We start from the raw sequence: 25171 nt of genomic DNA on the forward strand, positions 1-25171 counted from the left end.
CTGGGAGGATAGAATGAACAAGACGATCGCCATGATCGCGGCGGCGGCTGCCGCCATCACGTTCAGTGCAGCGCACGCCGCGCCGCTGCCCGAAGCCAATCCCGACGACGTCGGCTTCTCGAAGCAGGGTCTTGCGCGGCTCGACAATTTCTTCGCACGCGAGATCGCCGCCAAGCGCGTGCCGGGCGCGGTCGTCGCGATCGCGCGGGACGGCAAGCTCGTGCACTACAAGGCCTATGGCATGCTCGATCCGGACAAGGGCACGCCGATGCCGGTCGATGCGATCTTCGCACTGGCGTCGATGACCAAGCCGATGGCGGCGGTCGCAGGCCTCACGCTGATGGAAAAGGGCCAGCTGCCGCTCCAGGCCAGGCTGTCCGAATACTATCCCGGCTTTGCCGACATGAAGGTCGGCGCACCCCAGGCCGACGGCTCGCTCAAGCTCGAGCCGCAGGCCTCGCCGATCTTCATCCACGATCTCTACCGGCACACGTCCGGATTGATGTATGGCGGCCGCCCGGACTCATCGAGCCCGGTGGCGCGGCAATACCCTGACGGCGTCGCGCCCGCGATCGAAGGCGACACCCAGGCCTTCATCGACCGCATCACGAAGCTGCCGCTGGCGCATCAGCCCTCGACCGAGTTCGAATACGGCTTTTCGATCGACGTGCTCGGCGCCGTGGTCGAGAAGGTCAGCGAGCAGAAGCTCGGCGACTATCTCGCCACCAATGTCTGGCAGCCGCTCGGCATGAAGGACGCGACCTTCCACCCGACCGACGCGCAGCGCCCTCGCCTTGCCCGCCCGTTCGCCAACGATCTGCTAACCGGCAAGCCGCAGGCCATCAAGCTGCTCGACACCCCGACCAAGTTCGACTGCGGCGGCGCCTGCTCGTTCGCGACCGTCGGCGACTACATCCGCTTCGGGCAGATGCTGCTCAACGGCGGCGAGCTCGAGGGACAGCGCATCCTCGGCCCGAAGACCGTGCGCCACATGACGACCAATCACCTCGGCCCCGAGATCAAGAACAACGTCGCGAATGTCGAGCCGCATCGCGGCGGCTTCGGTTTTGGCCTTTCCGTTGCGGTCCGCACCAGCGAGGGCCTGTCGTCGGTCCCCGGCAATCCCGGCGAGTTCACCTGGAACGGCGCCTACGGGACGCAGTTCTTCTGCGATCCGAAGGAGCGTCTCGTCGTCGTGGTGGGAACGGCGGCGCCGGGCGAGCTGCGCAAATATTATCGCGAGCAGGTCCAGGACATCGTCTACGGTGCGATGACGAAGTGACCGTCTCGACAAGGAAAGGGCGGCCACTCGGGCCGCCCTCATTTTCGAGCATGATCTTGCCGGAAAACCGCGCACACTTTTCCGGATCATGCTCCGGCGTCAGCTCAGCACGCCGTATTTCTTGAACCAGGCCTCGGCCTGCTTCCACGCATCGTCCGCCGCGTCCCTGCGGTAGCTGCCGCGATAGTCGGCGTGGAAGCCGTGCGGCGCATCGGGATAGATCTTGAACTCGGCCGTCTTCTTGTTCTGCTCGAGCGCTGCCTTGAGCTGCTCGACCTGGGCGACGGGAATGCCGGTATCGGCGCCGCCGTAGAGGCCGAGCACCGGCGCCTTCATCTCCGGGGCGAGCTGCATCGGGCTCTTCGGCCACAGCGGATTGGCGGGGTCGACCACCGTGCCGTAGAAGGCCACACCGGCCTTGAGCGTGCCGCTATGGGCGGCATATTCCCAGACCGTGCGCCCGCCGCGGCAGAAGCCGATGATGCCGAGCTTCGCCGTATCGCCGCCCTGCGATCCCGCCCATGCAGCCACCGCGTCGAGGTCGGACAGCAGTTCGGCGTCCGGCTTGGAATTGACGATCGGCAAGAGGTCCTTGACCTCGGTGACCCTGGTCAGATCGACGCCTTTGCGGAAGTAATAGTCGGGCGCGATGGCAAAGGCGCCGAGCTTGGCGAGGCGCCGCGTCACGTCCTTGATGTATTCGTGCAGGCCGAAAATCTCCATCGCCACGATGATCACCGGCGCCTTGGTGTTGCCGGCCGGACGGGCGAAATAGGCGGGCATCTCCTCGGAGCCGACCCTGATCCTGGCATCGCCGGCCTGGAGGCCGTTGGTATCCGTCGTGATGATGTCGGCACGGACGGGACCTGCCGCAAGCGTATAGCCGGCGGCGACGGCCGCGGTGGCGCTCATGAATCCGCGGCGCGAGAGCGGGGCGACTTTCGTCAGCCCGACGACGTCGGATGTCATGGTGGTTTCAAAGCTCATCGGTCTTTCCCTTCCTGCTTTCCCATGCTGGTGCCCCCAGGGGCGCCGCATTCGCCAATAGTTGCCGGGCAAACGCAAGTCACCAGCCTGCGAGGACGATGCCCACCGCCTCATCCCTTCGTTGGCGCGAGCACCGGTGCCCACCGAAGGACCACGCGTGCCACTCGACCGGATCAGCCGTCCGCCGGGGACAGATCGTGTGCGGGCTTTAACCGCGTGGCCGCACTGCGGCGCAACATCCATTAACCCAAGATTGTGGTTCTCCCGCCCCACTCCACACGGTCAGAAGTTGCAGACTCGCCGCCGCTTCGCGCAATTCGAAACACTCCGCGGCAACAAATGGGCTGCGCAGTGGCGGCAACGACACATCATGTTGCCGGGATGCTGCGCGCCATCGGAATCCGGCAGGTGAAGCGCAGTCATTTGACTGAAATTTTCCGAAGAGTTGAGCCGTGCGATTCACCCGAACTTTCTTTGTGACGCTCTAGTTGCACGTCCGAAGGTTCCCTCCGGGAAACCGAAAAGGCGCCTTCCAAGAGCGCTCCGCCGTCCGGCCAAGGACGAGGGATCGCCCGAGAGCTTCATTGTCGCCCCCCAGATTGCGCTCCCCAAAGGCTCAATTGAATAAAGCTTTATCCGATCCGGAATTGAAATGAATTTGGCTCGTGAATCGATTGAACTGGTGGAGCAGGTCGCACGGATCCTGTGGTTCGAAGGCACCAAGCACGGCTTGCGCGATCGCGAGTGGATGGCGCTGCGCTTCCTCTCCCGCGCCAACCGGTTTTCCCGCACGCCCTCGGCGCTCGCGAGTTATGTCGGCACCACGCGCGGCACCGCCTCGTTCATCATCGGCGAGCTCGAACGGCTCGGCTATCTCGAGCGCAAGCGCTCGGCCAAGGACAAGCGGTCGGTGATGCTGAGCGTCACCCAGCAGGGCAAGAAGTTCCTGGCGCGCGACCCCGTCAACGTTCTCGTCGAGGCGATTGCCGTGCTCGACGAGGAGGCCAAGATCCGTTTCCGCGACGCGCTCCGCCACGTGCTGGATCAGTCCGACGCCGCCGAGCAGCGGCACCATACCGACGTCTGCAAGCGCTGCATCTTCCTCCGGGAAGATCGCACCAGCGCGGACGGCAAGACGACGGTCGAGTTCTCCTGCCGCCTGTTCCGCGCGCCGATCGCCGAGCCGGAAGTCGAGCTGCTCTGCACCAGCTTCGAGCATCACCGCCAGTAACAGGCAGGCTCCGATCAGGGCGTAGCCTTGCGCGACGAATAGATGACGCCGCCGCTGGTTTCCACCACCAGGCGTCCGTTCTCGCTGCGGATCTCCTCGATGCGGCCAAGGCCGGGCACCTGCTGTCCCAGCACGGCCTCGATGACGCCGTTCGGGCTTTGCAGGATCGCGATCCCCTCATAGGCCTGGCGCACCGACCAGCCCTTGACCACCTTTCGCGGTGCCGCCGTGCGTTCGGACGCAGGCACCGAACCCGTGAATTCCGGCGCGGCGACCGAGGCCAGCATCGGCATCGCCTGCGAGGGCGGCTGCGAAGCCACGGTCGCCGGCGCCTGAGCCTGGGCTTGCGCCTGGGCGAGCTTGTCGAGCTTCACCGTGGACGACGAGCTCACCCGTTCGATGCGGTCGAGGTTGTCGGCGAACCTGCCGAAGCGATCATTGGTTGCCTTGCTGGATTGATCGACCGCGGTCCGCAGGCCGTCGAGATTTTCGGACACGCCCGACAGCTGCTTGCGCAGCTGGGCCACCGTCTCGCGCAGATTCCTGATCTCGGCATTGGCCGCGACATTGTTCTGGGCGGGCTGCGTGGTGAGATAGGCGATCACGCCGGTGCAGGCGCAGACCACCAGGATGGCGGCGACTGCCAATGTCGCAAGCGGCGCCACCCAGGTCGGACGGGGCGGCGGCGGCTTGGCCACGATCACGGCCGGCTTGATCACGGCCGGCGCCGGCTTGGGTATTGCCATCTTGTCGAGGCGCGCCTTGGCGCGAATGCGCTTCAAGCCCTCGAGCGCCTCTTTCGCCAGAGTTTCGTCGTTCGCCGCGGCCGACATGCGCTTTGCACTTGCTGCAGGCTTCGCCGCCTGCGTCGGCTTTGTGTTGCGTGCTTCCGGAGCCGGCTGCGCCGCCGCGGCAACATCGGCGGTTGCGCCAGGACGAGCTTGTCCATCGGACAACATGTGAAAATGCTCCGTTCGCTTCGATCTATCGAGAGACGAATTTATTTGTCGAAGCTTGCCTGAAACGTGCGCATCGAAAACTTTTCAGCACGCACAAAGCGACGGCGAATGAGTCAAAAGCGTCACGCACGCGGCGAGAGTGCGACTCGAAAGACACACACTCGCCAAGATTTCGCCAAGCTGGAGTCGCCGCGCCACATATGAGTCGAATTGTCGCATGTGGAAAAGCGGTGGACAGAGTCAATCCGGGGTTGAAAACCCCTCCATGTGCGTGACCCGCAGAACCACCCAAAATAGCTGTGATTATACAGGTTTGCGGAACTATAGGCCCGACACGGTGCAAAACTAGTTCAGAAATAAAATCAACTGATGTGGTCGGAGATACCAAGAAACAACTCGCAACAAATCAACAGCATCAAACACACATAGCAACCGCTTCGTTACGCGCGCTTGATCGGGAATCGGCAATTGTTACGGTCCTACTCAAGTGATTCTCGCCAGTTGGCGAGGAGATCGGCAAAGTTCAGTAGCGTTCGGACGCAATAGGCAACTTGGCGCAACTGTTCTAGGTCGCTGTCTCAATCCGCCCCGCAAGGTGATCCGTAAGACACCCGCCGGGCCTCACGCAGTAAGCGTTCAGTATCGAGTCGAAGTAACAGGCCCGCGGAAATCGCAGGCACTGAATGCGTAGGGCTGCCCGCGAATATCGAAACCATAACAACGGTTCGCGGGCTGGAAATATCGTCAAACAGCATGGTCGCCGAGCCGGTGCATCACAACAACCTGCCGGCCGCGACAAGTGCGAAACAGGGGCGAAAGACTGATGTATATTATCGTTGATGATCGCGAGAGCGTCACGAACAGCTACGTTGGAGGGCTCGTTCGCGAAGGCGTATCGTCGATCGGCTTCTCCTCCGGAGAATTCTGGGACTGGTTGCAATCTGCGAGTGAATCGGACCTGGCAGCGGTCGACGCCTTCCTCCTCGGGGATTGCGATGCCCGCGGAAGCCTGCCGCGGGCGATGCGCAAGCGCTCCTCGGCTCCCATCATCGCCATGAGCGGCCAGAAGATGCTCAAGAACACGCTGGAGCTGTTCGAATCGGGTGTCGACGACGTCGTGCACGTGCCGATTCATCTCCGCGAGATTCTCGCCCGAACGGCCGCGATCTCTCGCCGCCGGGTCGGCGAGCTGCCGAGGCCCTGCGAGACCAGGATCCAGGTCTTCTTCAACGGGCGCGACCCCGAGATCGCGGGCCACGCGCTCACCCTGCCCCGCCGCGAACTGCGCATTCTCGAATATATGGTCAGCAACCACGGCAAGTGGATTACCAAGACGCAGATCTTCAACGCGGTCTACGGCATCTTCGAGTCCACCTTCGACGAGAGCGTGATCGAGAGCCACGTCAGCAAGCTGCGCAAGAAGCTCCGCGACCGCCTCGGCTTCGATGCGATCGTGGCCCGCCGCTACGTCGGATACCGCCTCAACATCCCGGCCGGCGAGACCCTCGAAGAGCCGATGCAGGAGCTCGACGAGGTCGGCATTCTCCTCAACAGGGCGCATGCCGCCCCGGCGGCGTATCCGGCCGGAAACTGACGCGGCAGGGCGCCGCCACGAAACCGACAACGGCCCCCGCGGAGCATCTTCGCGGGGGCCGTTGCACTTTCAAGAGCCGAGAGCGGCGAATGCGGGCCTCGCACCGCGGGCGCAGCCGCAGAGATGAGAATGGCGCCTCAGGATCTCATCGGGCGTGGTGCTTCCGAAAAGCCACGTCACGCCGGTCCGGTGAAGCCTACGGCTTCGACTGGAATTCTTCCTTGGAGACGTAGTTGAAGTCCTCGACCAGGACGTCCTGGACGACGTCGGCCTGCATCCGCGCGTTGACGCGCTGCTTGATGGCCGTCGTGAGGATCGATAGATCGTAGCGGGCGAGCTTCCTGAAATCGAGGCGGTCGTCGGCATAGATCCTGCGGAACGCCTCGTCGACGACGAACGGCTCCGGTGGAACGTTGAGCTGGTGCAGAACCTTAGCCTCCACGGTGTAGACGAAGCGCGCGACGATATAGCCCTGCACACTGCCGTTCTCGACCATGGGCACGCTCAGCGCCCGCGTCTTCTGGTATTGCAGCCCGTCGAGATAGGCGTCCTTGGCCGGCAAAAGGCTGCCGTTTTCCTTCCAATAGGCCACGGCGTAGCTCGTGCCCGCCGTGAGGATGCAGACCCAGAGCCCGGCCAGCACTACCCTGATCATTTTCCGTCCTGCGCTGAACGACCGGTATAGGTGCCGTCCGACTCGGCGTCCTTGATGGCCTTGACGATGATCGACGCAACCTCGCGCACCGCGTCGTAGTGCATCTCGAGGATGGACCGGTTGCGCTCGAGCTTCTCGCGCAGGCGCTGGATCTCCTCGGTGATCTCGACCTCGCTGCCGAGATGCATCCGTGCCCGCATCAGGCGAACGAACTCCAGCATGCTCCGGCTCTTGCGGGCGCTGAAGTCGTCGAAATCGATCTTCTTGCGCGTCGTGAGCGCGACCGTCTCCTCCTCGACGATGCTTTCGAGCCGGCGGATCGCCGCCAGCAGGCCGCGCACCTCGTCCGATCTTACCGCGTCAGCGCCGTCGATCACCGCCTCGCCGCCGACATTGGGCAGCAGCACGGGCAACAGCGCATCGGGAGACGTTGCCGCAACCGTCATCGCCTCGGTGTCCATGACCGGCTGCTCCATCACCAGGGCTGCCGCGCTTTCTTGTGCCTGCATAGGAAATTCACCCCTCAACTTCTGTCACCCATTCCGGATCATCATCCGGCCTTCCCCGTTACGTCCGGTCCCGCCGGATTCGCTGCGGCGAGTTGCCTCGCAATGCCGATGCCCTTGCCCTTCGCGAGCTGGTTGCCGAGTTGCTCCGCCAGCATCGACTTCCAGACGCTGCCTGCGGTCCCCTTGCCGAACAGCTCCTCGGACTCCTTCGGCAGCATGGTTTCGACGAAGGTCTGGAGGATGAAGGCTTCGAACTTCCGGTAGACCTCGCCGGACGCCGGCGCCTTGATCACCTGCACCGGAGGCCCGTTCACCGCACCCGACTGCGCTTCGGCGACCTTCGCCGCGGATTGATCGGCGGCCGCCGCGGCCTTACTGACCTCGGCGTCCATCGTGGCGGCGAAATCGGCGCCCGACGATTTCAGCGCGTCGAGCTTCGCGGTCGCCGCGCGCTGCGTCACGGGATCGGCGGCCTCGAGGACATCGAGGACGAGGTCGGGTGTCGCTGTCACGATCATGTCTTGTTCCGGCTGGCTGGCCGTGGCGTCCACGCGCGCACGGTAAGGCTTGTTCCCGTGATTTCCTCGAGCGAGCGCTTTTCGGCGTCGCGAAGCTTCTCCGCGAGCGCCGCCTTGGCGACTTCCTCGAGCTGTTTCACGCGGCGGGTCTCGAGGCGGACCTGGTCGAGCTGCCGCGAGGCCTGCTCCTGCACGGCGCGCGCGCCGACGCTTGTCCTGTTGAGCCGCCGTGCGATCGACTCGCTCGACGATCCCGCCGGCGGCTTGCCCTCGTTCAGTGCGCCGACCAGCCATTCCTGCTCGTCCTGCAGGCTGCGCTCCTGCTGCCGCAGGTGCGCGAGCTGCCACTCGGACAGCCGGAGCTGGAGCTTCACCAGCGAGACCATCCGACCAAGCTTGTCCGCGCGCGACTTCATGATCCGTCACTCCGCCAGCCAGGAGGAGACGCCGAGGATGAACTGCGTCACGAGCTCGTCGCTGGTGAGGTAGAGCAGCAGGAAGCCGCCGAACAGCACGAAGGGCGTTGAGATGAAATAGACCGGAATCGCCGGCGTCAGCTTGTTGATCAGACCGACCGCGAAATTGACGACGACGGAATAGACGATGAATGGGCTACTGATGCGCAGCGTCAGCACGAACGCTTCGGAGAGGCGACCGACAAATTGGTCGAGCGCCATGCCGCCGCCGATCCTGCCGCCGGGATGCCAGACGTCGTAGGAGTTCATCAGCCCGCGCAGCACCTGCCAGTGCTGGTCGGTCATGAAGAACAACGTGGTGACCGATGCCATGATCAGCGGCACCAGGGCCGGCGCAGAATCGGTGTCGGCGACCGGCGTTCCCGGGATGTTGCTCAGCCCGATCGCGCTCGCCATCACGGTCGCCATGGTCTGGAGCGCCAGGAAGAACACACGCCCGCCGAGGCCGATGACGCTGCCGACCAGGATCTCCGAGCCGATCAGGAGCGCGAGCGACAGCGGCGCCGCGTTCTCCGTGAGAGGCTTCAGGACCGCGATCAGGATCGGCGCCAGCGCGAACGTCGTGACCAGCGCGATGAACAGCCGGACCTGGGCCGGGACGTTGACGCTGGAATAGCCGGGCACGAACATCAGGCAGGCGCCGATGCGACAGAACACGATGAACGTCACCAGCACGCTGTCGGCGAGGCCGCTGATCACGATATGGCTCCAAGCGCGCGGATCTCGGCGCTGCGCGCCACTTCGACATGCGACAGGATCGGCAACGTCGGGAACACCCGCTCCAGGATCATCCGGACATAGGGACGGGCTTCGGGGGTCACCGCCAGCACCACGCTGGTACCGTTCTCGGTGAACTTGCGGATGGCGGCGCTGGCTTCCGTCGCGAACTGCTCGATGAGGCGCGGATCAGCGTCGAATTCGATGACGTCGCCCTTGGCGTCGCGCTTCAGGCTCTGGTGGAAGGCGAGATCCCAGCGATTGCCGAGACGGACCACGTTGAGCACGCCGTTGTCGGAGAGGTCGCCGCAGATCTGCTGGGCAAGGCGCGTGCGCACATGCTCTGCGACCTGCTCGGAGCGCCGCACATGGGGCGCGATCTCGGCGATCGCCTCGAGGATCAGATGCAGGTTGCGGATCGACACGCGCTCGGCCAGCAGGATCTTCAGGATCGCCAGCAGGCCCGAATAGGAGATCTGCGACGGGCAGAGGTCCTCGACCAGGCGCTTGTATTCGGGATCGAGCCGGTCGAGCAGGCCCCGCATGTCCTTGTAGGACAACAGCTGGGCGAGGTTCGCCCGGATGACTTCGCTCAAATGCGTGAGCAGCACCGACAGATTGTCGACCGGCTTGCAGCCCTGCCGCCTGACCTCGTCGGCGAAGGCTTCCGTCACCCACAGCGCCTTCATGCCGAAGGCGGGCTCGATCACCTCCTCGCCGGGCACGTCGGGCTTGCCGTCCTTGTCGACGAGCACCAGCACCTCTCCGAGCCTGAGTTCGCCGTGGGCGACGCGGGTGTCGTGGATGCGGATCTGATAGCTCTTGGGATCGATCGACAGATTGTCGGTGAGCTTGATCTCGGGAATCACGAAGCCGTATTGCTTGGCGAACTTCTTGCGGATCTTGGCGACGCGGTGGCCAAGCTCGGTGCGCGAGCCCAGGAGGTGGACCGAAAGATGGCCGCCGAGCGCCAGCTCGATCTCGGCCGTCTTCAGCGATTCCTTGACCGATTCCTTGGCCTGGGCCTGGGCGCGCTCGTCGGCCTTGCGCGCATCTTCCTTCTGCTTCTCGGCCGCCTGCCGCTTGGGCAAGGTGTAGCCGACAAAGGCCATGACGCCGCCGAGCAGCACGAAAGGCGGCATCGGCAGCCCCGGCATCAGCGCGAGCACGAACATCATCAGCGCGGCGGCCGACACCGCGCGGGGATAGCCACCGAGCTGCCGGAGCACGGCCTGCTCCGCCGACCCCCTGGTGCCACCCTTGGAGACCAGCAGGCCCGCGGACAGCGACACGATCAGCGCCGGCATCTGCGACACCAGGCCGTCGCCGACGGAGAGCTTGGTGTAGACGTCGGCGGCGCGCGACAGCGTCAGACCGTGATGGGTGACACCGATCACGATGCCGCCGAAGATGTTGATCGCGGTGATGATCAGACCGGCGATGGCGTCGCCGCGGACGAATTTCGAAGCACCGTCCATGGCGCCGAAGAACGCGCTTTCCTCTTCGAGCTCGCGGCGGCGGCGCTGGGCTTCCTTGTCGTCGATCAGACCCGCGGACAGGTCCGCGTCGATCGCCATCTGCTTGCCGGGGATGGCGTCCAGGGTGAAACGGGCGCCGACCTCGGCGATACGGGTCGCGCCCTTGGTGATCACGACGAAATTCACCGTGACCAGGATCGCGAAGATGATCAGGCCGATGACGAAGTCACCACCCATGACGAATTTGGAGAAGCCGGCGACGACATAGCCGGCGGCGTGCTCACCCTCCCCGCCGCGCGACAGGATGAGGCGCGTGGTCGCGATGTTGAGCGCCAGGCGCAGGATGGTCGCGATCAGCAGCACGGTCGGGAAAGCCGAGAAATCCAGCGGCCGCTGGATCCACAGCGCGACCATCAGGATCAGCGCCGACAGTGCGATCGAGAACGCGAGGCCGAGATCGATCAGGATCGGCGGTATCGGCAGGAACAGGATCGTGAGCATGGTCACGATGCCGGCCGCAAAGAAGGCGTCCGCCCCGAATCGGCGCGGGCTGGGCAGGCTAGCAGCTAACGTATCGGCCATGGGTCACCGGCAGAGGGTCCGCCCCGTAATCTGCCGCGCAAAGCTTACGCGAGGGTGGTGGCCGCCTCGCGGCTCAGAAGCCCCGCTCGATATGCGAATAGACCATCTCGGTGAAGGTCGAGAGATGGGCGCCGATGAAGGAGCCGGAGACGGCGACGACCACGAGAATGACGATGATCTTCGGAACGAAGGTCAGCGTCACCTCCTGGATCTGGGTCAAAGCCTGCATCAATGCAATGATGGTGCCGACCAGCATTGCCGCGCCGACCGCAGGCCCGGAGGCGACGATGATGGTCCAGATCGCCGCCTGGACGATGTCGAGGGCGTCGCGCTCGTTCATGACTGGCTGATCGTGAGGCCGGGCCCGACGGCGACCTTCGTGCCGTCCTCGAGGGTCGCGATGGAGCCGTCGCTGTTGATGGAAATCGACTTGACCTTGCCGCTGAAGGTCGCTCCGGTCGAGTCGGTGAAGCTCACGGTCTTTCCGATCAGCCCATCCGCCTGCGACAACGACTGCGACGACAGCAGCGCATCCAGCTTCGTATTTGTCTGCGTCGCCTGCTCGACCTGCGAGAGCTGCGCAAGCTGGCTCACATATTGCGAAGTGTCCGTCGGGTTGGTCGGATCCTGGTTCTTCATCTGGGCGATGAGAAGCTGGAGAAACATGTTGTAGTCGATGCCGCTGCCAGACGTGGTTGTGGTGGAGCTGGTCGAACTGGTCGACTTGCTGGTGCTGTCGGTCGCGCTGGTGACGTTCATGTGGCCTCTCCGCTGTCAGGCAGCCTCGAATGGGACTTCAGTGGTGGCGCCGGCCAGGATCGCCTGCTCCACCGGGAACAGCGCCCGGATCCGCTTGAGCGCTTCGAAATAACGGGTCGCCTCGACCAGTTCGTCGACCGCGGCAAGCCCCTCGAGCATCTCGCGGCTTTCGCACACCGCGACCAAGGCCGCGTGGTGCTGCGCGTAGAGCGCCGAAGCGTCCCCGACGTCGGTCGGGTTCATCAGCATGAGCTGGACGATGAAATAGAGCTGCCGCATCGCGGTGGTCGCGTCGGACGCCTGCATGATCTGCCCTTCGAGCAGGAACATCACGTCGTTGACGAGTTCGACGGAAACCTTGCGGTCCACGCGCAGCACTGCGCCGTTGATGTAGATCCGTTCGCCAGCTCGCAAGGATATCTTCATTAGAGCGCGTCTCGGATCAGGCGGTTGATTTCGATGAGCTGCATGACGTCGTTCGACTTCTCCTCACGAAGGCGGTCGGCCTCCTTGACCACCCACAAGCCGATCGAGATGATCTCCGCGCGCAGCTTCTCGGGAAGCCCGTTTTCCGGATGCGAAAGATCCTCGATGAAGATCGTCCACAGTCGCCGCACATAGAGCAGGCTCTGGACGTGATCCTCGAAACTGTAGCGTCCCTTCTGAAGTCGCTCGAGGCGATCGATGCCGAGACTGAGCGCCTGCCGCTCGCGGCCTCTCGCCTCATAGCCGCTCTCGTCGACGACCGATGCATAGGCTTCAAACGTCATCAGGACCACTCTGCGCAGGAAACGGAATAACAAGACAAGGGTCGTGAACCTCGGAAACGAACTTCTGACTCAGAGATAGTTGATGAGGCTGATCTTCTGGAGTTGTGAGGTCAGCGCCAGCGCCGTCTGGATCTGGGTCTGCAGGGTGTTGACCCGGACCGAGGCTTCGGTCGGATCGACCTTCTCCATGCCGATGATCTGATTGTTCAGAATGTCCTGCTGCGCCTTGAGCTTGTCGGTCGCGGAGGTGATCCGCTGCTGGACCGTGCCGACGCTGCCGCCGAGCGTGGCGAGGTCCGTGATCGCGCTGCCGACGAGGCCGATGGCCTTGTCCACGACGACCTGGAACGTCTCCTGGCTGAGCTTCGCGTTCCCGAGATCCGCCATCATGGTGTAGGCCTCGGCGAGCTTGCGGAAGCCGGTCTGGTTGGCGCTAACGGACGTATCGGCGATCTCGGTCGTGGAGATGCGGCTTTGCATGACCTGGTCGGTGGCCGACGACCAGTTGGTGTTCCAGGCCGGGCTGGCGAACTCGGCATCGAAGGTGGTGTCGAGGAACGTCTGCATCTGGGCCGGGGTTATGCCGGCCACGCTGGCTGAGGATTGCGAGAAGCCGAAGGTCGCGAGGAAATCGGCGTCAACCTGGTTCTTGCTGGCCGAGCCCGCGGCATAGGCCGTGACCGGCTGGTTCTGCGTGTCGATGCCCGAGAACAAATACGAACCGTTATAGGAGACGTTCAGCGCGCCGATCAGATCCTGGAGGTTGGCGGACGCTGGCGGCAGGACGATCCGCCCGCCGTTGTCGGTGCTGCGGGCCGCGATCAGGTCCTTGAGGAAGTCCGTTGCGGTCGTGCCGAGCTGGGTGATCCGGGCTTGCGTGACGTCGAGGCGTCCCGAGACGAGCTCGTTGGTGTCGACGAGCTGATCGGCGAAGCTCCAGTCCGCGCGCAGGGTGACGTCGCTTCCCGTCGTGGCGCCAAGCTCGAGGCCGACATCGGCGAAACGGCCGGTGGTCGCCTCCGTCGACGCCTTGCTCAGCGCGGCCTGGTTGTTCGTGATCGAGGACCTCAACGACGAAGACAGCATCAAGGTCGAGATGTAGTTCGCGCTCATCATGGCTTAATTCCCCACGGCAGCCAGCAGGCTCTGCAGCATTTCGTCGACGGTCGAGATGATCTTCGACGAGGCCGAATAGGTGCGCTCGACCTGAAGCATCAAGGACATCTCGTCGTCCATGTTGACGCCGCTGACGTTGGACAGCGCCGCGGTGCTGCGGTCGAGCAGCGTCTTCTGGTAGGTGACGTTGGAGTCGGCGGTCTTTCGCTGGTTTTCGATCCAGCTCGTCGACGACGACGCGAAGTCGATCAGGCTGCCACTCGGCTTGCCTTGCGTGGTTGCATCGAACGGCTGCGCCGCATCCATGCCGCCGATGAGCTGCTGCAGCCGGGCCGAGTAACCCCCGTTGCCGGCGGTGTTGTAGTTGTACGCGGCGTTGCCGCTGATCGCGCCGTCACGCAGCAGATTCGGATTGCCGCCCTGGGCCGGATCGACGGACGCTGCGACACTGATCAGGCCGGCAAGGCCGACCGAGACGGTGGCGCTCGCCGGCATCGCCGGCGCGCCGGGATAGGTGAAGAGACCTGGAACGTCAGGCAGCGCCGCGGCGGTCTGATCGCTCTCCTTAAAGGTATTGATCAGGCCGCGCGCGATTTCGTCGAGCTGGCTCTGATAGGTGACGGTGTCCTGGTCACGCAGCTGAGCGAGCCCCGCGAGCTTGCCCGACTTCAGCGGCATCACCGAATTGGCGCCGGTCACGGGGACGCCGTCGATATAGACGGCATTGCCCGTGGTGCCAGGCGTATAGATGTTGGTAGCCGTGAAGCTGACCGTTCGCGCCGTCTTGTCGAACAGCACGACACCGCTGTCGGTGTAGAGCGCAGCATCGCCGTTGGCGCGGATCGACATCGAGACGCCGACCTCCTCCGAGAGCTTCGAGACGATGCTGTCGCGCTGGTCGAGATAGTCGGTGACGTCGTCACCGGAAATCGTTCCCCTTACGATCGCATTGTTGACCTTGTCGAACTGGGTAAGGAGCTGGTTGATGTTGGCGACCGAAGTCGCCATGTCGGCATCCGCGCCCTCACGCACCGACTGTACGGTCTTGGTCGCCTCGTTGAGCGAGGTCGCCATGTCCTTGGCGGACGTGACCGCCGCCTGCGCCAGCGTAGTGTTGTCCGGCGCGTTGGCATATTGCTGCAGCGCCTGCTTCAGCGCATTGAGCTGCGCCGTCGGCGACTGGTCGAGCTCCGGATCGTCCACCGTGGCAGTTGCGATCTTCTGGAGACCGTCATAGATCGCGCTTTGCTTGGCCGACGACGAGGTCGCGGTCAAGACGTTGTTGTAGAGACCCGAGCTGGCGGCGCGCTGGATCGCCGCCACATAGACGCCGGCCCCGGGAAGATTGTCCAGCACGGCGATCTTGCGCGAATAGCCGGCGGTGCTGGCACCGGCGATGTTGCGCGAGATCGTCGAGGACTGGATCCCCGACGCCATAAGTGAAGCGCGGGCGGAGTCGAGAGCGGCGGTAAGGGACATGATTTGCACTTGCCCGGAACGGGCGCTGAAGAATTCAGCGCTTCAGGTTGACGACGACGTCGAGCAGGTCCGCGCCGGTCTGGAACGATTTCGAGTTCGCAGTGAAGCCACGCTGGGCCTCGATCATGCCGGTGAGCTCGTCCGCGAGGTCGACGTTGGAGTCTTCCAGGGCGCCGGACTGGATCGTGCCGAGGCCGCCGGTGCCGGCATTCCCGACCTGCGCGTTGCCGGAGTTCATGTTGGTCGAATAGACGTTGCCCGCCTCGGGGGTCAGATTGTCGGGGCTCGCGACGTCGGCGAGCATGATGGTGTAGAGCGTCAACTGCTGCCCGTTCTTGAGGGTCGCCGTCACGTGGCCCGTATCGTCGACATCAACCTTGTCGATGTCCGAGGGAACGCTGCCATTGACGGTCGCCTTGAAGCTGAAGTCGGTTCCGACCTGCGTCATGTTCGACAAGTCCAGGGTCATCGCCGCACCGCCGGGAACGGTAAAGGTCATACCGGTCGGGCTCGCCGCGGCCAGCGCGCCTTTGCCGGTTGCGGTCGTATCGAAGGTGAAAGTGGTGGCGGCGGCGAGCGACGTACCGGTCGAGGAGTCATAGACCTGAACCTGCCAGGTGTCCGAACCGGCGGCCGTCGCCGTGTGGGACATGTAGACGTCGAGCGTAACCGCCTGGCCGATATTGTTGTAGGCCACGATCGAGCTCTTCGATGAATATGACGCCGGGCCGGGCGGACCGGCGATGACGGCCGCCGTCGGATCCAGATTGCCGGTCGTGAGCGTCCCCGCCGTCGTTGGCACCGGCACCTGCGAAACCTGTGCGATGTTGACGATCTGCATGCCCGACAGGCTGTTCTGCGAGAAATTGGTCACGTTGCCGGGCTGGCCGAGAAGGTAATAGCCGGCCGCGTTGACCAGATTGCCCTGGGCGTCCGGCACGAACGAGCCGGCGCGCGTCAGATATTGCTGCGTGTTGGCTGCGTTCGAGACCACGAAGAAGCCGTTGCCCTGGACGGCGAGGTCCGTGGTCGACGTGGTGAACTGCGTATTTCCCGCGTCGCTGATGGCGTAGCGAACCGTCGTCTCGACGGCGCCGGAATCGTAATTGCCCGAACCGCTCTTCAGGATCAGCGAGGAGAATTCAGTCGAAGCCCGCTTGTAACCGGTCGTGTTGACGTTCGCGATGTTGTCCGAGACCGTCGACAGCTTGTTGGACTGCGCAGACATGCCGGAAACGCCGGTGCGCATAACACCATACAGGCTCATGAATTGGGCTCCTTTGGTAGGTTGCAGCTACAATGAGGGTTCTTGCTTGCGCGGGGCTGATGGTCGGGAACCATGCACAACTTCATGTTGTCAGGTCGTTTTCGGCTGACAGAACGAGCGCGCCTTGTCGGTCCAGGCCCCGAAGCCGCTCGAGACGAGATGAGCGACGATGTGACAGACATAGCGCTTCTGCGCCGGCTGGTTGTTGGGGCCCGCATTGTAGCGGGCGACCGCCATGGTCCAGCTGCCCTCGCGCTGCTTCAGCTCTTTCAGGAAGCGCGCGGCGTAGTCGACGTTGCGGGCGGGATCGAACATCGCCTGCACCGAGGTGAACTTGTCGCCGTGGAAATAGTGGTTGATCTGCATGCAGCCGAGGTCGATCAGCTTGATGCCCTTGGCTCGCATCGCCTCGAAATTCGCGATCGCATCGTTCATGTCCTTGGCGAACACGGTCTGGCCGTCGGCGCCGAGCGCATAAGGATAGAGCGCCCCGCGCCGCCCGGTCTCGGTGAGGCCGACGGCGTAGAGAATGCCGAGCGGAATGCCGTGCTGCTGGGCCGCGCGCGCCATCTCGCGCTCGCACGGGCGCGCGCTGTCGGCGGCGGCCTCCGCGGCGCCGGCGTTACAGATAAACAGGGCCGCGACGAATCTGCGGCGCCACGTCCTGGTCATGACGCGTCTCCTGGTTGGACTGGCGCTCCTGCCGGGCCTGTCTCGCATCGCCGTCCGATTGTCCCGACGACGAGCTGGCACCGCCGAACGTGCCTTGCGACTGTGAGGATGACTGCTGCTGGCCCGAGAGCTGCGGCTGCGACTGGCCGGAGCCGCTCTGGAATCCATCGAGCGAGCCGTGCTGGACGGGCGCGACGTCGGCGACGTAACCGGCCGACTGCATCAGATCGCGGATCGAGTCGCGCTGCTGGTCCAGCATCTGGCTCGTGTCCTTGCGCTCGGCCGCGAGGTGGATCGAGACCTCCGAGCCGACCAGGCGGAGGCGCACGGTGACATTGCCGAGCGCCGGCGGCTCCAGGTTGACGGTCAGGATCTTGACCGGCTGGTCCGGCGCATTGGTCTGGGCCCCGGCGAGATCAGGGGCTGCGGACGATGCCGTCGGCGCCGCGGATTCCTTCAGCTCCGTGATCACCGCATTGGCGACCTGCTGTGGAGCGTTGAACTGCGCCGGGGGCAGATGGGTCTCCTGCTGGACCACGGTGACCTTGGTGGCCTCGGGCAATGCGTCCCGGGCCGAGGCCTTGACGGCGCGTTCGACATTGGCCGTGACGGCCTCGAAGCCTGACGTTGCGGGCAATGCCTTTGACGGATCCTCGTTGTCCTGCTGCGCGGCTGCTGCCGCCTGCGAACGCGCACCGACCGGAGCGGCAGCCGTCGGCGCAGAGTCGGCGGCGGCGATCTTGGCCATGCCCGTAGCCGGAATCTCCCCCTTCGAGGTGGAGGAGCGCTCGTCGCGCGCGGACGCGTCCTTCTCCTCGCCAGCCGGCGACTGCACCTGTGACTTCACGGCCGGCGCGACGGCGAGCTGCTGTCCGACGATCGCCGGAATGCTCGACCTGTTCGTCACGTCCGTCTTCGCGGCAGCGTCCACCGGATTCTGCGTCTCCGCGGATTGATCGGTCTTCTGATCGGACGATTTGTGACTGGACTTGGCCTCGTCGGCCGCCTCGGTGCGATCGTCCACCGTGTCGTCCTTCCCGGCCTGATGCGCCAGGCGCGCGCGCAGCGTTCCGGCTTTCACGGTCGTGTCGCCTGCCTCGTCGTTGAGTGCCCGCTTCGCCAGGTTCGAGACGGTGTGAAGCAGATCGTTGAACGAGGTATCCGCCTGCGACTTCGTCCCCGCCGCTTTCGCCGAGCGCGACGTACCGCGCATGTTCAGGCTCTCGGCGAGCCCCGAGAAGAGCTGTCCGGAGGTTCCGCTGAGTTTGGTCATGGGCGGCGATCCTTGGCGAGGAGTTCGAGTTCGCCGAGCTGCTTCTGCGCGCGCGCGAGCGTCGCGGTCGATGATGCGAGATCGAGGCGCGCCGGCGTAGCAGGAGGCTTGTCGGCGGTGGCGGCGGGGCCGCCCGCGAATGGCTTGCGAACGTCGAGCGCGAGCTGCAACGTCGCATTCAGCAGAGCTACATCGCGCTCGGGCAGCTTCGACCGGTCGAGCGCCTTCAGCTCGGCGAGACCTCCGTCATATTCGTCGGTGAGCGCCCGCGAGGCGCCGCGGAAGAAATGCGCACGTTCACGCTCCACCGATGCATCGGCGCTGAGCGCCAGCGCACGCTCGCCGGCCAACCGGGTCACGGCCATCCGTCCACGCAGCATCGCGTTGCGCGCGAGGACGAGATGAAGCTTGATGCGGCTGGCGCGGTCGATCTGCTCCAGCAGGGCGGCGATCCGCGCAAAGCGGCGCTCGTCGAGCGTCAGGCTGGATTGCGTCAGGCCCGTAGAGAAGCGCTGCCAGAAATCGCCGGCATAGATCGAGTTGCGGTAGTGGCGGATATAGGCGAGCGTCAGGAACTCGAACTTGTCGAAATCCTCAGCCTGCCCGACCAGCAGGATCTCGCGCCGCAGCGCCGCCTCTTCCACCAGCGTGCCGGGCAGGAGCAGACGCGCATCGTCCAGCCGCTCGATCGCGAGCGATGCCTCGGTGCGCGCGAACAGCGCGCCCTGCACCAGCGCAACCTGTCCGCCCAGGCCCGACGGAATCGTTCGCGGCTTGACGTCCTTGAGCAGCTCGCGCGCGTCGTCCTGGCGACCCTCGACATAGGCGAGCGCGCCATCGAACAGCCGACCGTCGACGTTCATCTTGTCGCGCGGCAGCTTGCGGACCAGTTGCGGTGCGCCGCCGCTGAGCAGGTAGATGACGACGGCTTGGCCGTTCTGCGGATTGCTCCACACGTTAGCGTCGGCAGCGAGAAACTTCTCGCCGATCTGCCGGATCAGCGCGATGTGGCTGCCATGCGCCGCGGTGTCGCCGTTGGCGATACCGTCCTGCACCGCCTGCAAGGCACGCACGAGCTCATACGGTTCGCTCGACGTCGACGCGGGGACCGGCGCCGGATCGGCGAGCGCGGGCGCCGCCATCGGCGGCAACACCACCAACAGGGCAGCGCAGAGGAGCGGCCTGATCACGGACGCTTCTCCCGGATCAGGATCTCGATCCGGCGATTCTGCGCGGCCGCCGGGTCGCTGGGAAGTTTCGGCCGCCGGTCGGCATAACCTTCGACATGCTCGATTCGCAGTGCATCGACGCCGGAGCGGACCAGCATGTAGTAAGCCATCTGCGCGCGGGCGGTCGACAGCCGCCAATTGTCATAGTTCTCCGACTTGTACGGCCGATTGTCGGTGTGGCCGCGGACGATGATCATGCCGGGGCGCTTCGTCAGCAACGGCCCGATCTTGTCGATCACCCGGATGAGTTCGGGCCGCGGCTCGGCCGAGCCGACCGCAAACATGCCGAAGCTCGCATCGTCGGTCAGGCTGACCAGCAGTCCTTCCTCGACCTGGCGCACCTCGGCGACCGGTCCCGCACCGGCCTTGATGTCCGACAGCGCATCCGCGATCGCGGACTGCAGCTGCTTGACGGTCGGCTGCTGTGTTTGCGCGGCATCGCGCGGGTCGGACTCCTTCTTCGCGTCGTTGGGACGCGCCTGCGCGCCGGGCTGCGCGTTCGCCTGGGCGCTGCCGTCGCGGGACGACTGCGACGGCGCGGGCCCCGGCGGCAGCAGGGGCGACAGGCTCGCGGACGACGCATCCGCATTCGGAGCGATGCTTCCGCCGGCATCATCCGCCTTGGCGCGGCGCGCCTGCGGCTCGCCCTGCCCCGCGCCGGACGCGCTGTCGCGCGCGGACGGGTTGGGCTTCGACTCGCTCTCGATGATACGATCCGCGTCCTTCGATGCCTGCGGCGCAAGCTTCCAATAGCCGGGATCGAAGGGATCTCGGTAGGCGTCGCCGCCCTTTAGACCGTCTTCTTCGGCTGATGTCAGCGAGCCGGCGCGGCGCTGGCCCGAGGCCTCGTTCGCGTTGTTTGCGATCTCGGCAAGCGTCGCATAGGGATCGCGGAACAGGACCTTCTCCTCGTAGAACGGCGGCTTCTCGGCCGTCGGGGAGTCACCGCGACGCTCCTCGCTCGGCCCACCCGGCTGGCGCCGGCCCTCCTGGCCGTCGAACGTGGTCGGCTCTTTCTTGGTGAGATCCTTCAGACCTTTCGGCGCCGGCGCATTCTCGGCCAGCTTGATCGGGTTGAAGTAACTCGCGACCACCTGCTTCTGATCCTGGTTGAGCGCGTTGAGCAGCCACATGACCAGGAAGAACGCCATCATTGCGGTCATGAAGTCCGCATAGGCAATCTTCCAGACGCCGCCGTGATGCGCCTCCTCCGCGAAGGCGCTGCGCCGGCGGACGATGACGATCTCCTGCTTGACCTCTTCCATGGCTGCTACCGGCGCGCTTCCTTCAGGCGTTCGCCCCAGGCTGTGATCTGCGTCTCGATCACGGTCTGGTCGGCGACGACGCGAACCTCAGAAGTCTCGGCGACCTCATACTCGACCCCCGTGCGCCTGCTAGCTTCGAGCTGGGTCCTCACGAGGTCGAGCAGCTCGCTCGGGCCGGTGACCTTGAACACCGGCACCGGCGAATTGCCGGTCAGCGCCGCGATCTGCTCGACCAGCGATCCAACCGCCTTGTCGCGGACCGCATCGGCAAGGAAAGGCAGCAGGATGCGCGCGACGGAGCTCGCGATATTGGTCTCGATCTCGCGGCACGCCGCCTCGAAGCCGCCGACGATCGCGGCGGCCTGCTGGTCGGACCACTTGGAGCGCTCCTCGCCGAGCCGGATCGCGCTGCGGACGCGCTCCTCGGCGACCCTGGCATCGCCTTCGGCGACGCCTGCGGCATGGCCGCGACGATAGGCATCGTCGAGAAGATTGACCGGCGGCGCTTCCGCCTCGGGCGCCGGAGGCGCCGGCTGAAGCTGCGGCTGCGATTGAGGCTGACGCTGCGGCTGGGCCTGCGGTTGCGGCTCGCGCCGGGCCTCCTTCGGCCTCGTCAGCACGTCCTGGATCTTGGGCGGCGGTGGCGGCGGTGGCGACTTGACCCGGCCATTCGCGTCGAACTGCGTCAGGAGTTTTCCGATTGCCGCGTTCATGCCGCCTCCTCGCGTCGCATCCAGTCTTTAAGGATCGCTGCCGCTTGCGCCTGATCGAGCCTGACGATCTGCTCGAGCCGCTTCTGCGGTGTTCGCTGCATCTTGCCTTCGAGATCCTCGACGAGATTGAGCTCGGGATCCTGGCTCTCGGTCAATGCAAGGGCCGCAGCGGCTTCGAGCTCGGCAGCCTCGGCCGCCTCGGTCTGCTCCTGCGCCGCCCGATGGGTCAGAATGCCGTTGACCGCGGGCCGAAGTCCGAACCAGACCAGCATCGAGGCGACCGCCAGGATCGTCACCGCGTTGATGACGCTGCCGAGCTGCTTGTTGATCATCTCGACGAAGCTGATCGGCGGCACCGGCGCGAGCTCGCGCGAGCCTTCGATGAAGTCGACGGCCGTGACTTGGATCTGGTCGCCGCGCGCCTTGTCCAGCCCGCCGGCGGTCGCCGCGAGCTGGCTGATCTCGGCGAGCTTGCTGTCGACGATGGCCTGGTTGCTCTTGTCGCCGAGATCGGCGACCAGACGCGCGCGGTTGACCAGCACGGCGATGAAGAGCTTCTTGACCAGATAGCCGTCGCTCACGGTCGTCGTGGTCTTGGACGAGACCTCGAAATTGGTCACGTCCTCGCGGCGGGTCTTGTCCTCGCTGGAGTTCTTGCCCCCTCCGGAGTTCACCTGCTGATCCGGCAGGTTCTGCTGCACCGTAGTCGGCTGCGAACGGTCCGCGTTCTGCGACGATTCCTTCTCGCGCACGTTCCGCACCGAACGTTCGGCGCGGCCCTCCGGATCGTAGACGGTCTCGTTGGTCTGCCGCTTGTCGGTGGAGAGCTGCGGGGCGACGCTGACCTCGAAATTGTCCAGACCCAGATACGGCGTCAGCGCCTTGCGGATGTTCTCCTGCACCATCCCGCCGACCGTCTTCTGCAGGCTCGCCATCTTGGTCGGCGCCGCACTCGCCTCGTCCTCCTCGGCGAGCAGCATCGAGCCGTCGGCATCCAGCACCGTCACCTTGTCGCGGCTCATGCCCGGGATGGCGGCCGCGACGAGATGGCGGATCGACTGAGCCGTGCGCGCCTCGATCGCACCGTCGGTGCGCAGCACGACCGACGCCGAAGGCGGCTGCTGGGTCGCGCGGAACGAACCGCGCACCGGCAGAACGATGTGCACGCGCGCCGCCTTCACGCCCTTCATCAGCTGGACGGTGCGCGCGATCTCGCCTTCGAGCGCGCGCAGCTTCGTCACTTCCTGCATGAACGAGGTCAGGCCGAGCGAGCCGATCTTGTCGAACAGCTCGTAGCCGGAATTGGCGCTGGTCGGCAGGCCCTTCTCGGCGAGCAGCATCCGCGCCTGCATGGTCTGGCTCGGACGCACCGAGACGGCGTCGCCGGCGGTATTGACGTCGAAGGCGATGTTCTGCTCGCGTAGCGCCGCGCCCATGCGCGTCACGTCTTCGCGGGTGAGGCCGGTATAGAGCGTCTCGAATTCAGGCCGGCTCAGATAGTACGCGCCGCCGACGACGGTGACGAGGACGGCAAAGCCGATCAGCCCCAAGGCCATCAGGCGTCGTGGCCCAAGCTCCAGCAGATTGTTGAGCAGTTGCTGTATCTGCGCACGACTGAACAGCATATGACCTCGTACCAATGCGAACGTAGAGGACACTCCGCTGCCAACCTTGTCTGAAGGTTGCGCAAGACAACGAATGTGTCGGTTCGCGGGTGAGGCGTGGTAAATTTACAAGAAATCGGGTGACGCTGCCGTGCATATCGGCAACAGGTGCACAGCCGGCTGTATCGCGGCGTGATCGGCCGCGGTGTGTCGCTCGATATCTGGCGTCAGGGGATCGATTGCGGGCACATCTTGTGCCGTCATATCCGCCGTTCATGGCGGAGACCGTGCTCCCGTGGGAGCACGGTCGTTTCCAAAGCCGAGGCCTACTTGAACAGCGACAGGATGCTCTGGCTGTTCTGGTTGGCGATCGAGAGCGCCTGAACGCCGAGCTGCTGCTGGGTCTGAAGCGCCTGAAGGCGGGTCGATTCCGCATTCATGTCGGCGTCGACGAGCTGGCCGATGCCGCGATCCACCGAGTCGATCAGGTTCTTGACGAATTCCGTGTTGGTCGCGATGCGGTTCTTGATGGCGCCGAGATTGGCGGCGGCCGAGGCAACCGTGTTGATCGCGGCGGTGACCTGGGTGATGTAGCCGTCGAGAATGGCCTGGTCAGCCGCCGAGTCGTCCAACGAGCCGATGGCGAGCGTGGCGACCGACGCGAAGCCCGTCGTGCTGTTGCCGGTCACCGTATCCAGGATACCGGTCTTGGTTGCGCCGTTGACGGTGTAGAGCGCGAAGGTGGCGGTCGTCACCGTGATGGAGCCGATGGTGGGCGTACCGCCGACACGCGAGTACGACGACACGAGGTTGAAGCTCGTCGGCGTGGCCGTAGAACCGGTCGAGGTGTCGATGCTCAGCCAGTTGATGCCGTTGATCGTCGCCGAGTCGGCCTTGAGCTGCATATCCTGCTGGATCTGAGTGATTTCCGACTGGATCTTGGTCCGGTCGATACCGGCGGTCTTGGCTTCGACCAGCAGCGCCTGGAGCTTGGTCAGGCCGGAGTCCTTGTCGCCGATGACCGTGTTCAGAGCGGTGTATTCAGTGTCCACCATAGCGGCGGACAGACCGAGCGAGTCGGAGACCGCGGAGAGCGCGGCGTTGTCGGAGCGCATTGAGGTCGCGATCGACCAATAGGCCGAGTTGTCCGCGGCAGTCGAGACGCGCTGGCCGGTCGAAATCCGGTTCTGCGTAGTCGCGAGCTGCGAGCTGACGTTGCGGAGGGTCTGCAGCGCGGTCATTGCAGACGAGTTGGTGAGAAGGCTAGAACCCATTTTTGATGTCCCTTTGACGATTGAATTGAGTTTGGGGACATACCGGGCTTGCACCGGTACGGCAGGGCGGCGTCATGCCTTTGGGCCACGTAAATGCGTGTGAAGGACCCAACCTGTCGTAGCGGTGAGGTTACCCGCCGAAGCTTGTGCGAGGCTTGTGGCTCCGTGTCTCAGTTGCAACACCGAGCTGGATCATGGCGTGGACATGGCGTCACGCAAAAAAAAGGCCGCGCTTCTCGTGAAGCGCGGCCCTCCTCCAGATGACCTGAAGTTTAGCGGAACAGCGACAGGATGCTCTGGCTGCTGTTGTTGGCGATCGAGAGCGCCTGAACGCCGAGCTGCTGCTGGACCTGGAGGGCCGCAAGGCGGGTGGATTCCTGGTTCATGTCAGCGTCGACGAGCTGGCCGATGCCGCGATCCACCGAGTCCATCAGGTTCTTGACGAACTCCGTGTTGGTCGAGATGCGGTTCTTGACGGCACCGAGATTGGCGGCGGCCGAGGCAACCGTGCCGATCGCGGCGGTGACCTGCGCGATGTAGCCATCGAGCGTAGCCTGGTCCGTTGCCGAGTCGGTCAGCGAGCCGATGGCGAGCGTGGCGACCGACGCAAACCCGGTCGTGCTGTTGCCGGTCACCGTGTCCAGGATGCCGGTCTTGGTTGCGCCGTTGACGGTGTAGAGCGCGAAGGTGGCGGTCGTCACCGTGATGGAGCCGATGGTGGGCGTGCTGCCGACACGCGAGTACGACGACACGAGGCTGAAG

General features: G+C 64.7%; 26 protein-coding genes. 3 read left to right on the forward strand and 23 right to left on the reverse strand.

Translation table 11 applies throughout. The features are described 5' to 3' along the window. Positions 1-13: 13 nt before the first annotated feature. Positions 14-1282 (forward strand): serine hydrolase domain-containing protein, encoded by a 1269-nt coding sequence (locus JQ603_RS13420; protein ID WP_212339924.1) that lies wholly within the window; start codon positions 14-16, stop codon positions 1280-1282. Positions 1283-1381: 99 nt separating this feature from the next. Here the strand turns inward: JQ603_RS13420 and JQ603_RS13425 are convergent, their stop codons facing one another. Beyond that, positions 1382-2269 (reverse strand): dienelactone hydrolase family protein, encoded by an 888-nt coding sequence (locus JQ603_RS13425; RefSeq protein WP_212339925.1) that lies wholly within the window; start codon positions 2267-2269, stop codon positions 1382-1384. A 652-nt stretch (positions 2270-2921) separates the two neighbouring features. On the opposite strand from JQ603_RS13425, the gene JQ603_RS13430 reads away from it, so the two are divergent. Further along, a complete protein-coding gene (locus tag JQ603_RS13430; protein ID WP_183244958.1) occupies positions 2922-3500 on the forward strand; it encodes a MarR family winged helix-turn-helix transcriptional regulator in 579 nt (192 codons plus the stop codon). A gap of 14 nt (positions 3501-3514) precedes the next feature. On the opposite strand, the gene JQ603_RS13435 is transcribed toward JQ603_RS13430, so the two are convergent. After that, complete coding sequence (locus tag JQ603_RS13435; RefSeq protein ID WP_212339926.1) at positions 3515-4459, reverse strand: hypothetical protein; 945 nt, start codon at positions 4457-4459, stop codon at positions 3515-3517. Positions 4460-5282: 823 nt separating this feature from the next. On the opposite strand from JQ603_RS13435, the gene JQ603_RS13440 reads away from it, so the two are divergent. Next, positions 5283-6053 carry a response regulator transcription factor gene (locus JQ603_RS13440; RefSeq protein WP_212339927.1) on the forward strand — a complete coding sequence of 257 codons (771 nt, stop codon included), beginning with the start codon at positions 5283-5285 and terminating at the stop codon, positions 6051-6053. A 196-nt stretch (positions 6054-6249) separates the two neighbouring features. Here the strand turns inward: JQ603_RS13440 and JQ603_RS13445 are convergent, their stop codons facing one another. The 21 genes from JQ603_RS13445 to JQ603_RS13545 form a co-directional block, all read right to left on the reverse strand. Then, positions 6250-6708, reverse strand: coding sequence for a hypothetical protein (locus JQ603_RS13445; protein WP_212339928.1), 459 nt, complete (start codon positions 6706-6708; stop codon positions 6250-6252). Continuing rightward, complete coding sequence (locus JQ603_RS13450) at positions 6705-7217, reverse strand: flagellar biosynthesis protein FlgN (RefSeq protein WP_212339929.1); 513 nt, start codon at positions 7215-7217, stop codon at positions 6705-6707. Before JQ603_RS13450 ends, JQ603_RS13445 begins: the two co-directional genes overlap by 4 nt. A gap of 41 nt (positions 7218-7258) precedes the next feature. Then, positions 7259-7735, reverse strand: coding sequence for a rod-binding protein (locus JQ603_RS13455; RefSeq protein ID WP_212339930.1), 477 nt, complete (start codon positions 7733-7735; stop codon positions 7259-7261). Then, positions 7732-8151 (reverse strand): hypothetical protein, encoded by a 420-nt coding sequence (locus JQ603_RS13460; RefSeq protein ID WP_212339931.1) that lies wholly within the window; start codon positions 8149-8151, stop codon positions 7732-7734. Before JQ603_RS13460 ends, JQ603_RS13455 begins: the two co-directional genes overlap by 4 nt. Before the next feature lie 6 nt (positions 8152-8157). Continuing rightward, entirely contained in the window at positions 8158-8910 is a 753-nt protein-coding gene (fliR, locus tag JQ603_RS13465; protein WP_212339932.1) for a flagellar biosynthesis protein FliR, read from the reverse strand. Next, positions 8907-10988, reverse strand: coding sequence for a flagellar biosynthesis protein FlhA (flhA, locus tag JQ603_RS13470; RefSeq protein WP_212339933.1), 2082 nt, complete (start codon positions 10986-10988; stop codon positions 8907-8909). Before flhA ends, fliR begins: the two co-directional genes overlap by 4 nt. 73 nt (positions 10989-11061) lie before the next feature. Beyond that, on the reverse strand, positions 11062-11328 hold the full coding sequence (gene fliQ, locus JQ603_RS13475; RefSeq protein ID WP_018641238.1) for a flagellar biosynthesis protein FliQ: 267 nt from the start codon (positions 11326-11328) through the stop codon (positions 11062-11064). Next, the gene (gene flgD, locus JQ603_RS13480) at positions 11325-11747 is read right to left on the reverse strand and encodes a flagellar hook assembly protein FlgD (protein WP_212339934.1); all 423 of its coding nucleotides are present in this window, start codon (positions 11745-11747) and stop codon (positions 11325-11327) included. The genes fliQ and flgD overlap by 4 nt, the downstream gene beginning before the upstream one ends. 15 nt (positions 11748-11762) lie before the next feature. Then, positions 11763-12173 carry a flagellar biosynthesis repressor FlbT gene (gene flbT / locus JQ603_RS13485; RefSeq protein ID WP_212339935.1) on the reverse strand — a complete coding sequence of 137 codons (411 nt, stop codon included), beginning with the start codon at positions 12171-12173 and terminating at the stop codon, positions 11763-11765. Beyond that, positions 12173-12517, reverse strand: a complete 345-nt coding sequence (gene flaF, locus JQ603_RS13490; protein WP_212339936.1) for a flagellar biosynthesis regulator FlaF — start codon at positions 12515-12517, stop codon at positions 12173-12175. Before flaF ends, flbT begins: the two co-directional genes overlap by 1 nt. 69 nt (positions 12518-12586) lie before the next feature. Further along, positions 12587-13633 carry a flagellar hook-associated family protein gene (locus JQ603_RS13495; RefSeq protein ID WP_212339937.1) on the reverse strand — a complete coding sequence of 349 codons (1047 nt, stop codon included), beginning with the start codon at positions 13631-13633 and terminating at the stop codon, positions 12587-12589. A gap of 3 nt (positions 13634-13636) precedes the next feature. Next, positions 13637-15112, reverse strand: a complete 1476-nt coding sequence (gene flgK / locus JQ603_RS13500) for a flagellar hook-associated protein FlgK (protein WP_212339938.1) — start codon at positions 15110-15112, stop codon at positions 13637-13639. 34 nt (positions 15113-15146) lie between these two features. Further along, entirely contained in the window at positions 15147-16379 is a 1233-nt protein-coding gene (locus tag JQ603_RS13505; protein WP_212339939.1) for a flagellar hook protein FlgE, read from the reverse strand. 90 nt (positions 16380-16469) lie between these two features. Then, a complete protein-coding gene (locus JQ603_RS13510) occupies positions 16470-17051 on the reverse strand; it encodes a transglycosylase SLT domain-containing protein (RefSeq protein WP_212339940.1) in 582 nt (193 codons plus the stop codon). Further along, complete coding sequence (locus JQ603_RS13515; protein ID WP_212339941.1) at positions 17002-18324, reverse strand: flagellar hook-length control protein FliK; 1323 nt, start codon at positions 18322-18324, stop codon at positions 17002-17004. Before JQ603_RS13515 ends, JQ603_RS13510 begins: the two co-directional genes overlap by 50 nt. Then, positions 18321-19514 (reverse strand): chemotaxis protein, encoded by a 1194-nt coding sequence (locus tag JQ603_RS13520; RefSeq protein ID WP_212339942.1) that lies wholly within the window; start codon positions 19512-19514, stop codon positions 18321-18323. The genes JQ603_RS13515 and JQ603_RS13520 overlap by 4 nt, the downstream gene beginning before the upstream one ends. Beyond that, positions 19511-20818 (reverse strand): MotB family protein, encoded by a 1308-nt coding sequence (locus tag JQ603_RS13525; RefSeq protein WP_212339943.1) that lies wholly within the window; start codon positions 20816-20818, stop codon positions 19511-19513. The genes JQ603_RS13520 and JQ603_RS13525 overlap by 4 nt, the downstream gene beginning before the upstream one ends. 5 nt (positions 20819-20823) lie before the next feature. Then, positions 20824-21531 (reverse strand): hypothetical protein, encoded by a 708-nt coding sequence (locus JQ603_RS13530; protein WP_212339944.1) that lies wholly within the window; start codon positions 21529-21531, stop codon positions 20824-20826. Continuing rightward, a complete protein-coding gene (fliF, locus tag JQ603_RS13535; RefSeq protein WP_212339945.1) occupies positions 21528-23156 on the reverse strand; it encodes a flagellar basal-body MS-ring/collar protein FliF in 1629 nt (542 codons plus the stop codon). Before fliF ends, JQ603_RS13530 begins: the two co-directional genes overlap by 4 nt. Before the next feature lie 305 nt (positions 23157-23461). Continuing rightward, positions 23462-24409: a flagellin gene (locus JQ603_RS13540; protein WP_212339946.1), complete on the reverse strand. Its 948-nt coding sequence runs from the start codon at positions 24407-24409 to the stop codon at positions 23462-23464. A 272-nt stretch (positions 24410-24681) separates the two neighbouring features. Beyond that, positions 24682-25171, reverse strand: a 490-nt coding sequence (locus JQ603_RS13545; protein WP_283817425.1) for a flagellin, incomplete at its 5' end; no start/stop codon positions are given.

Source organism: Bradyrhizobium liaoningense, assembly GCF_018130825.1.
In the GTDB taxonomy this organism is placed as follows: Bacteria; Pseudomonadota; Alphaproteobacteria; order Rhizobiales; family Xanthobacteraceae; genus Bradyrhizobium; species Bradyrhizobium liaoningense_B.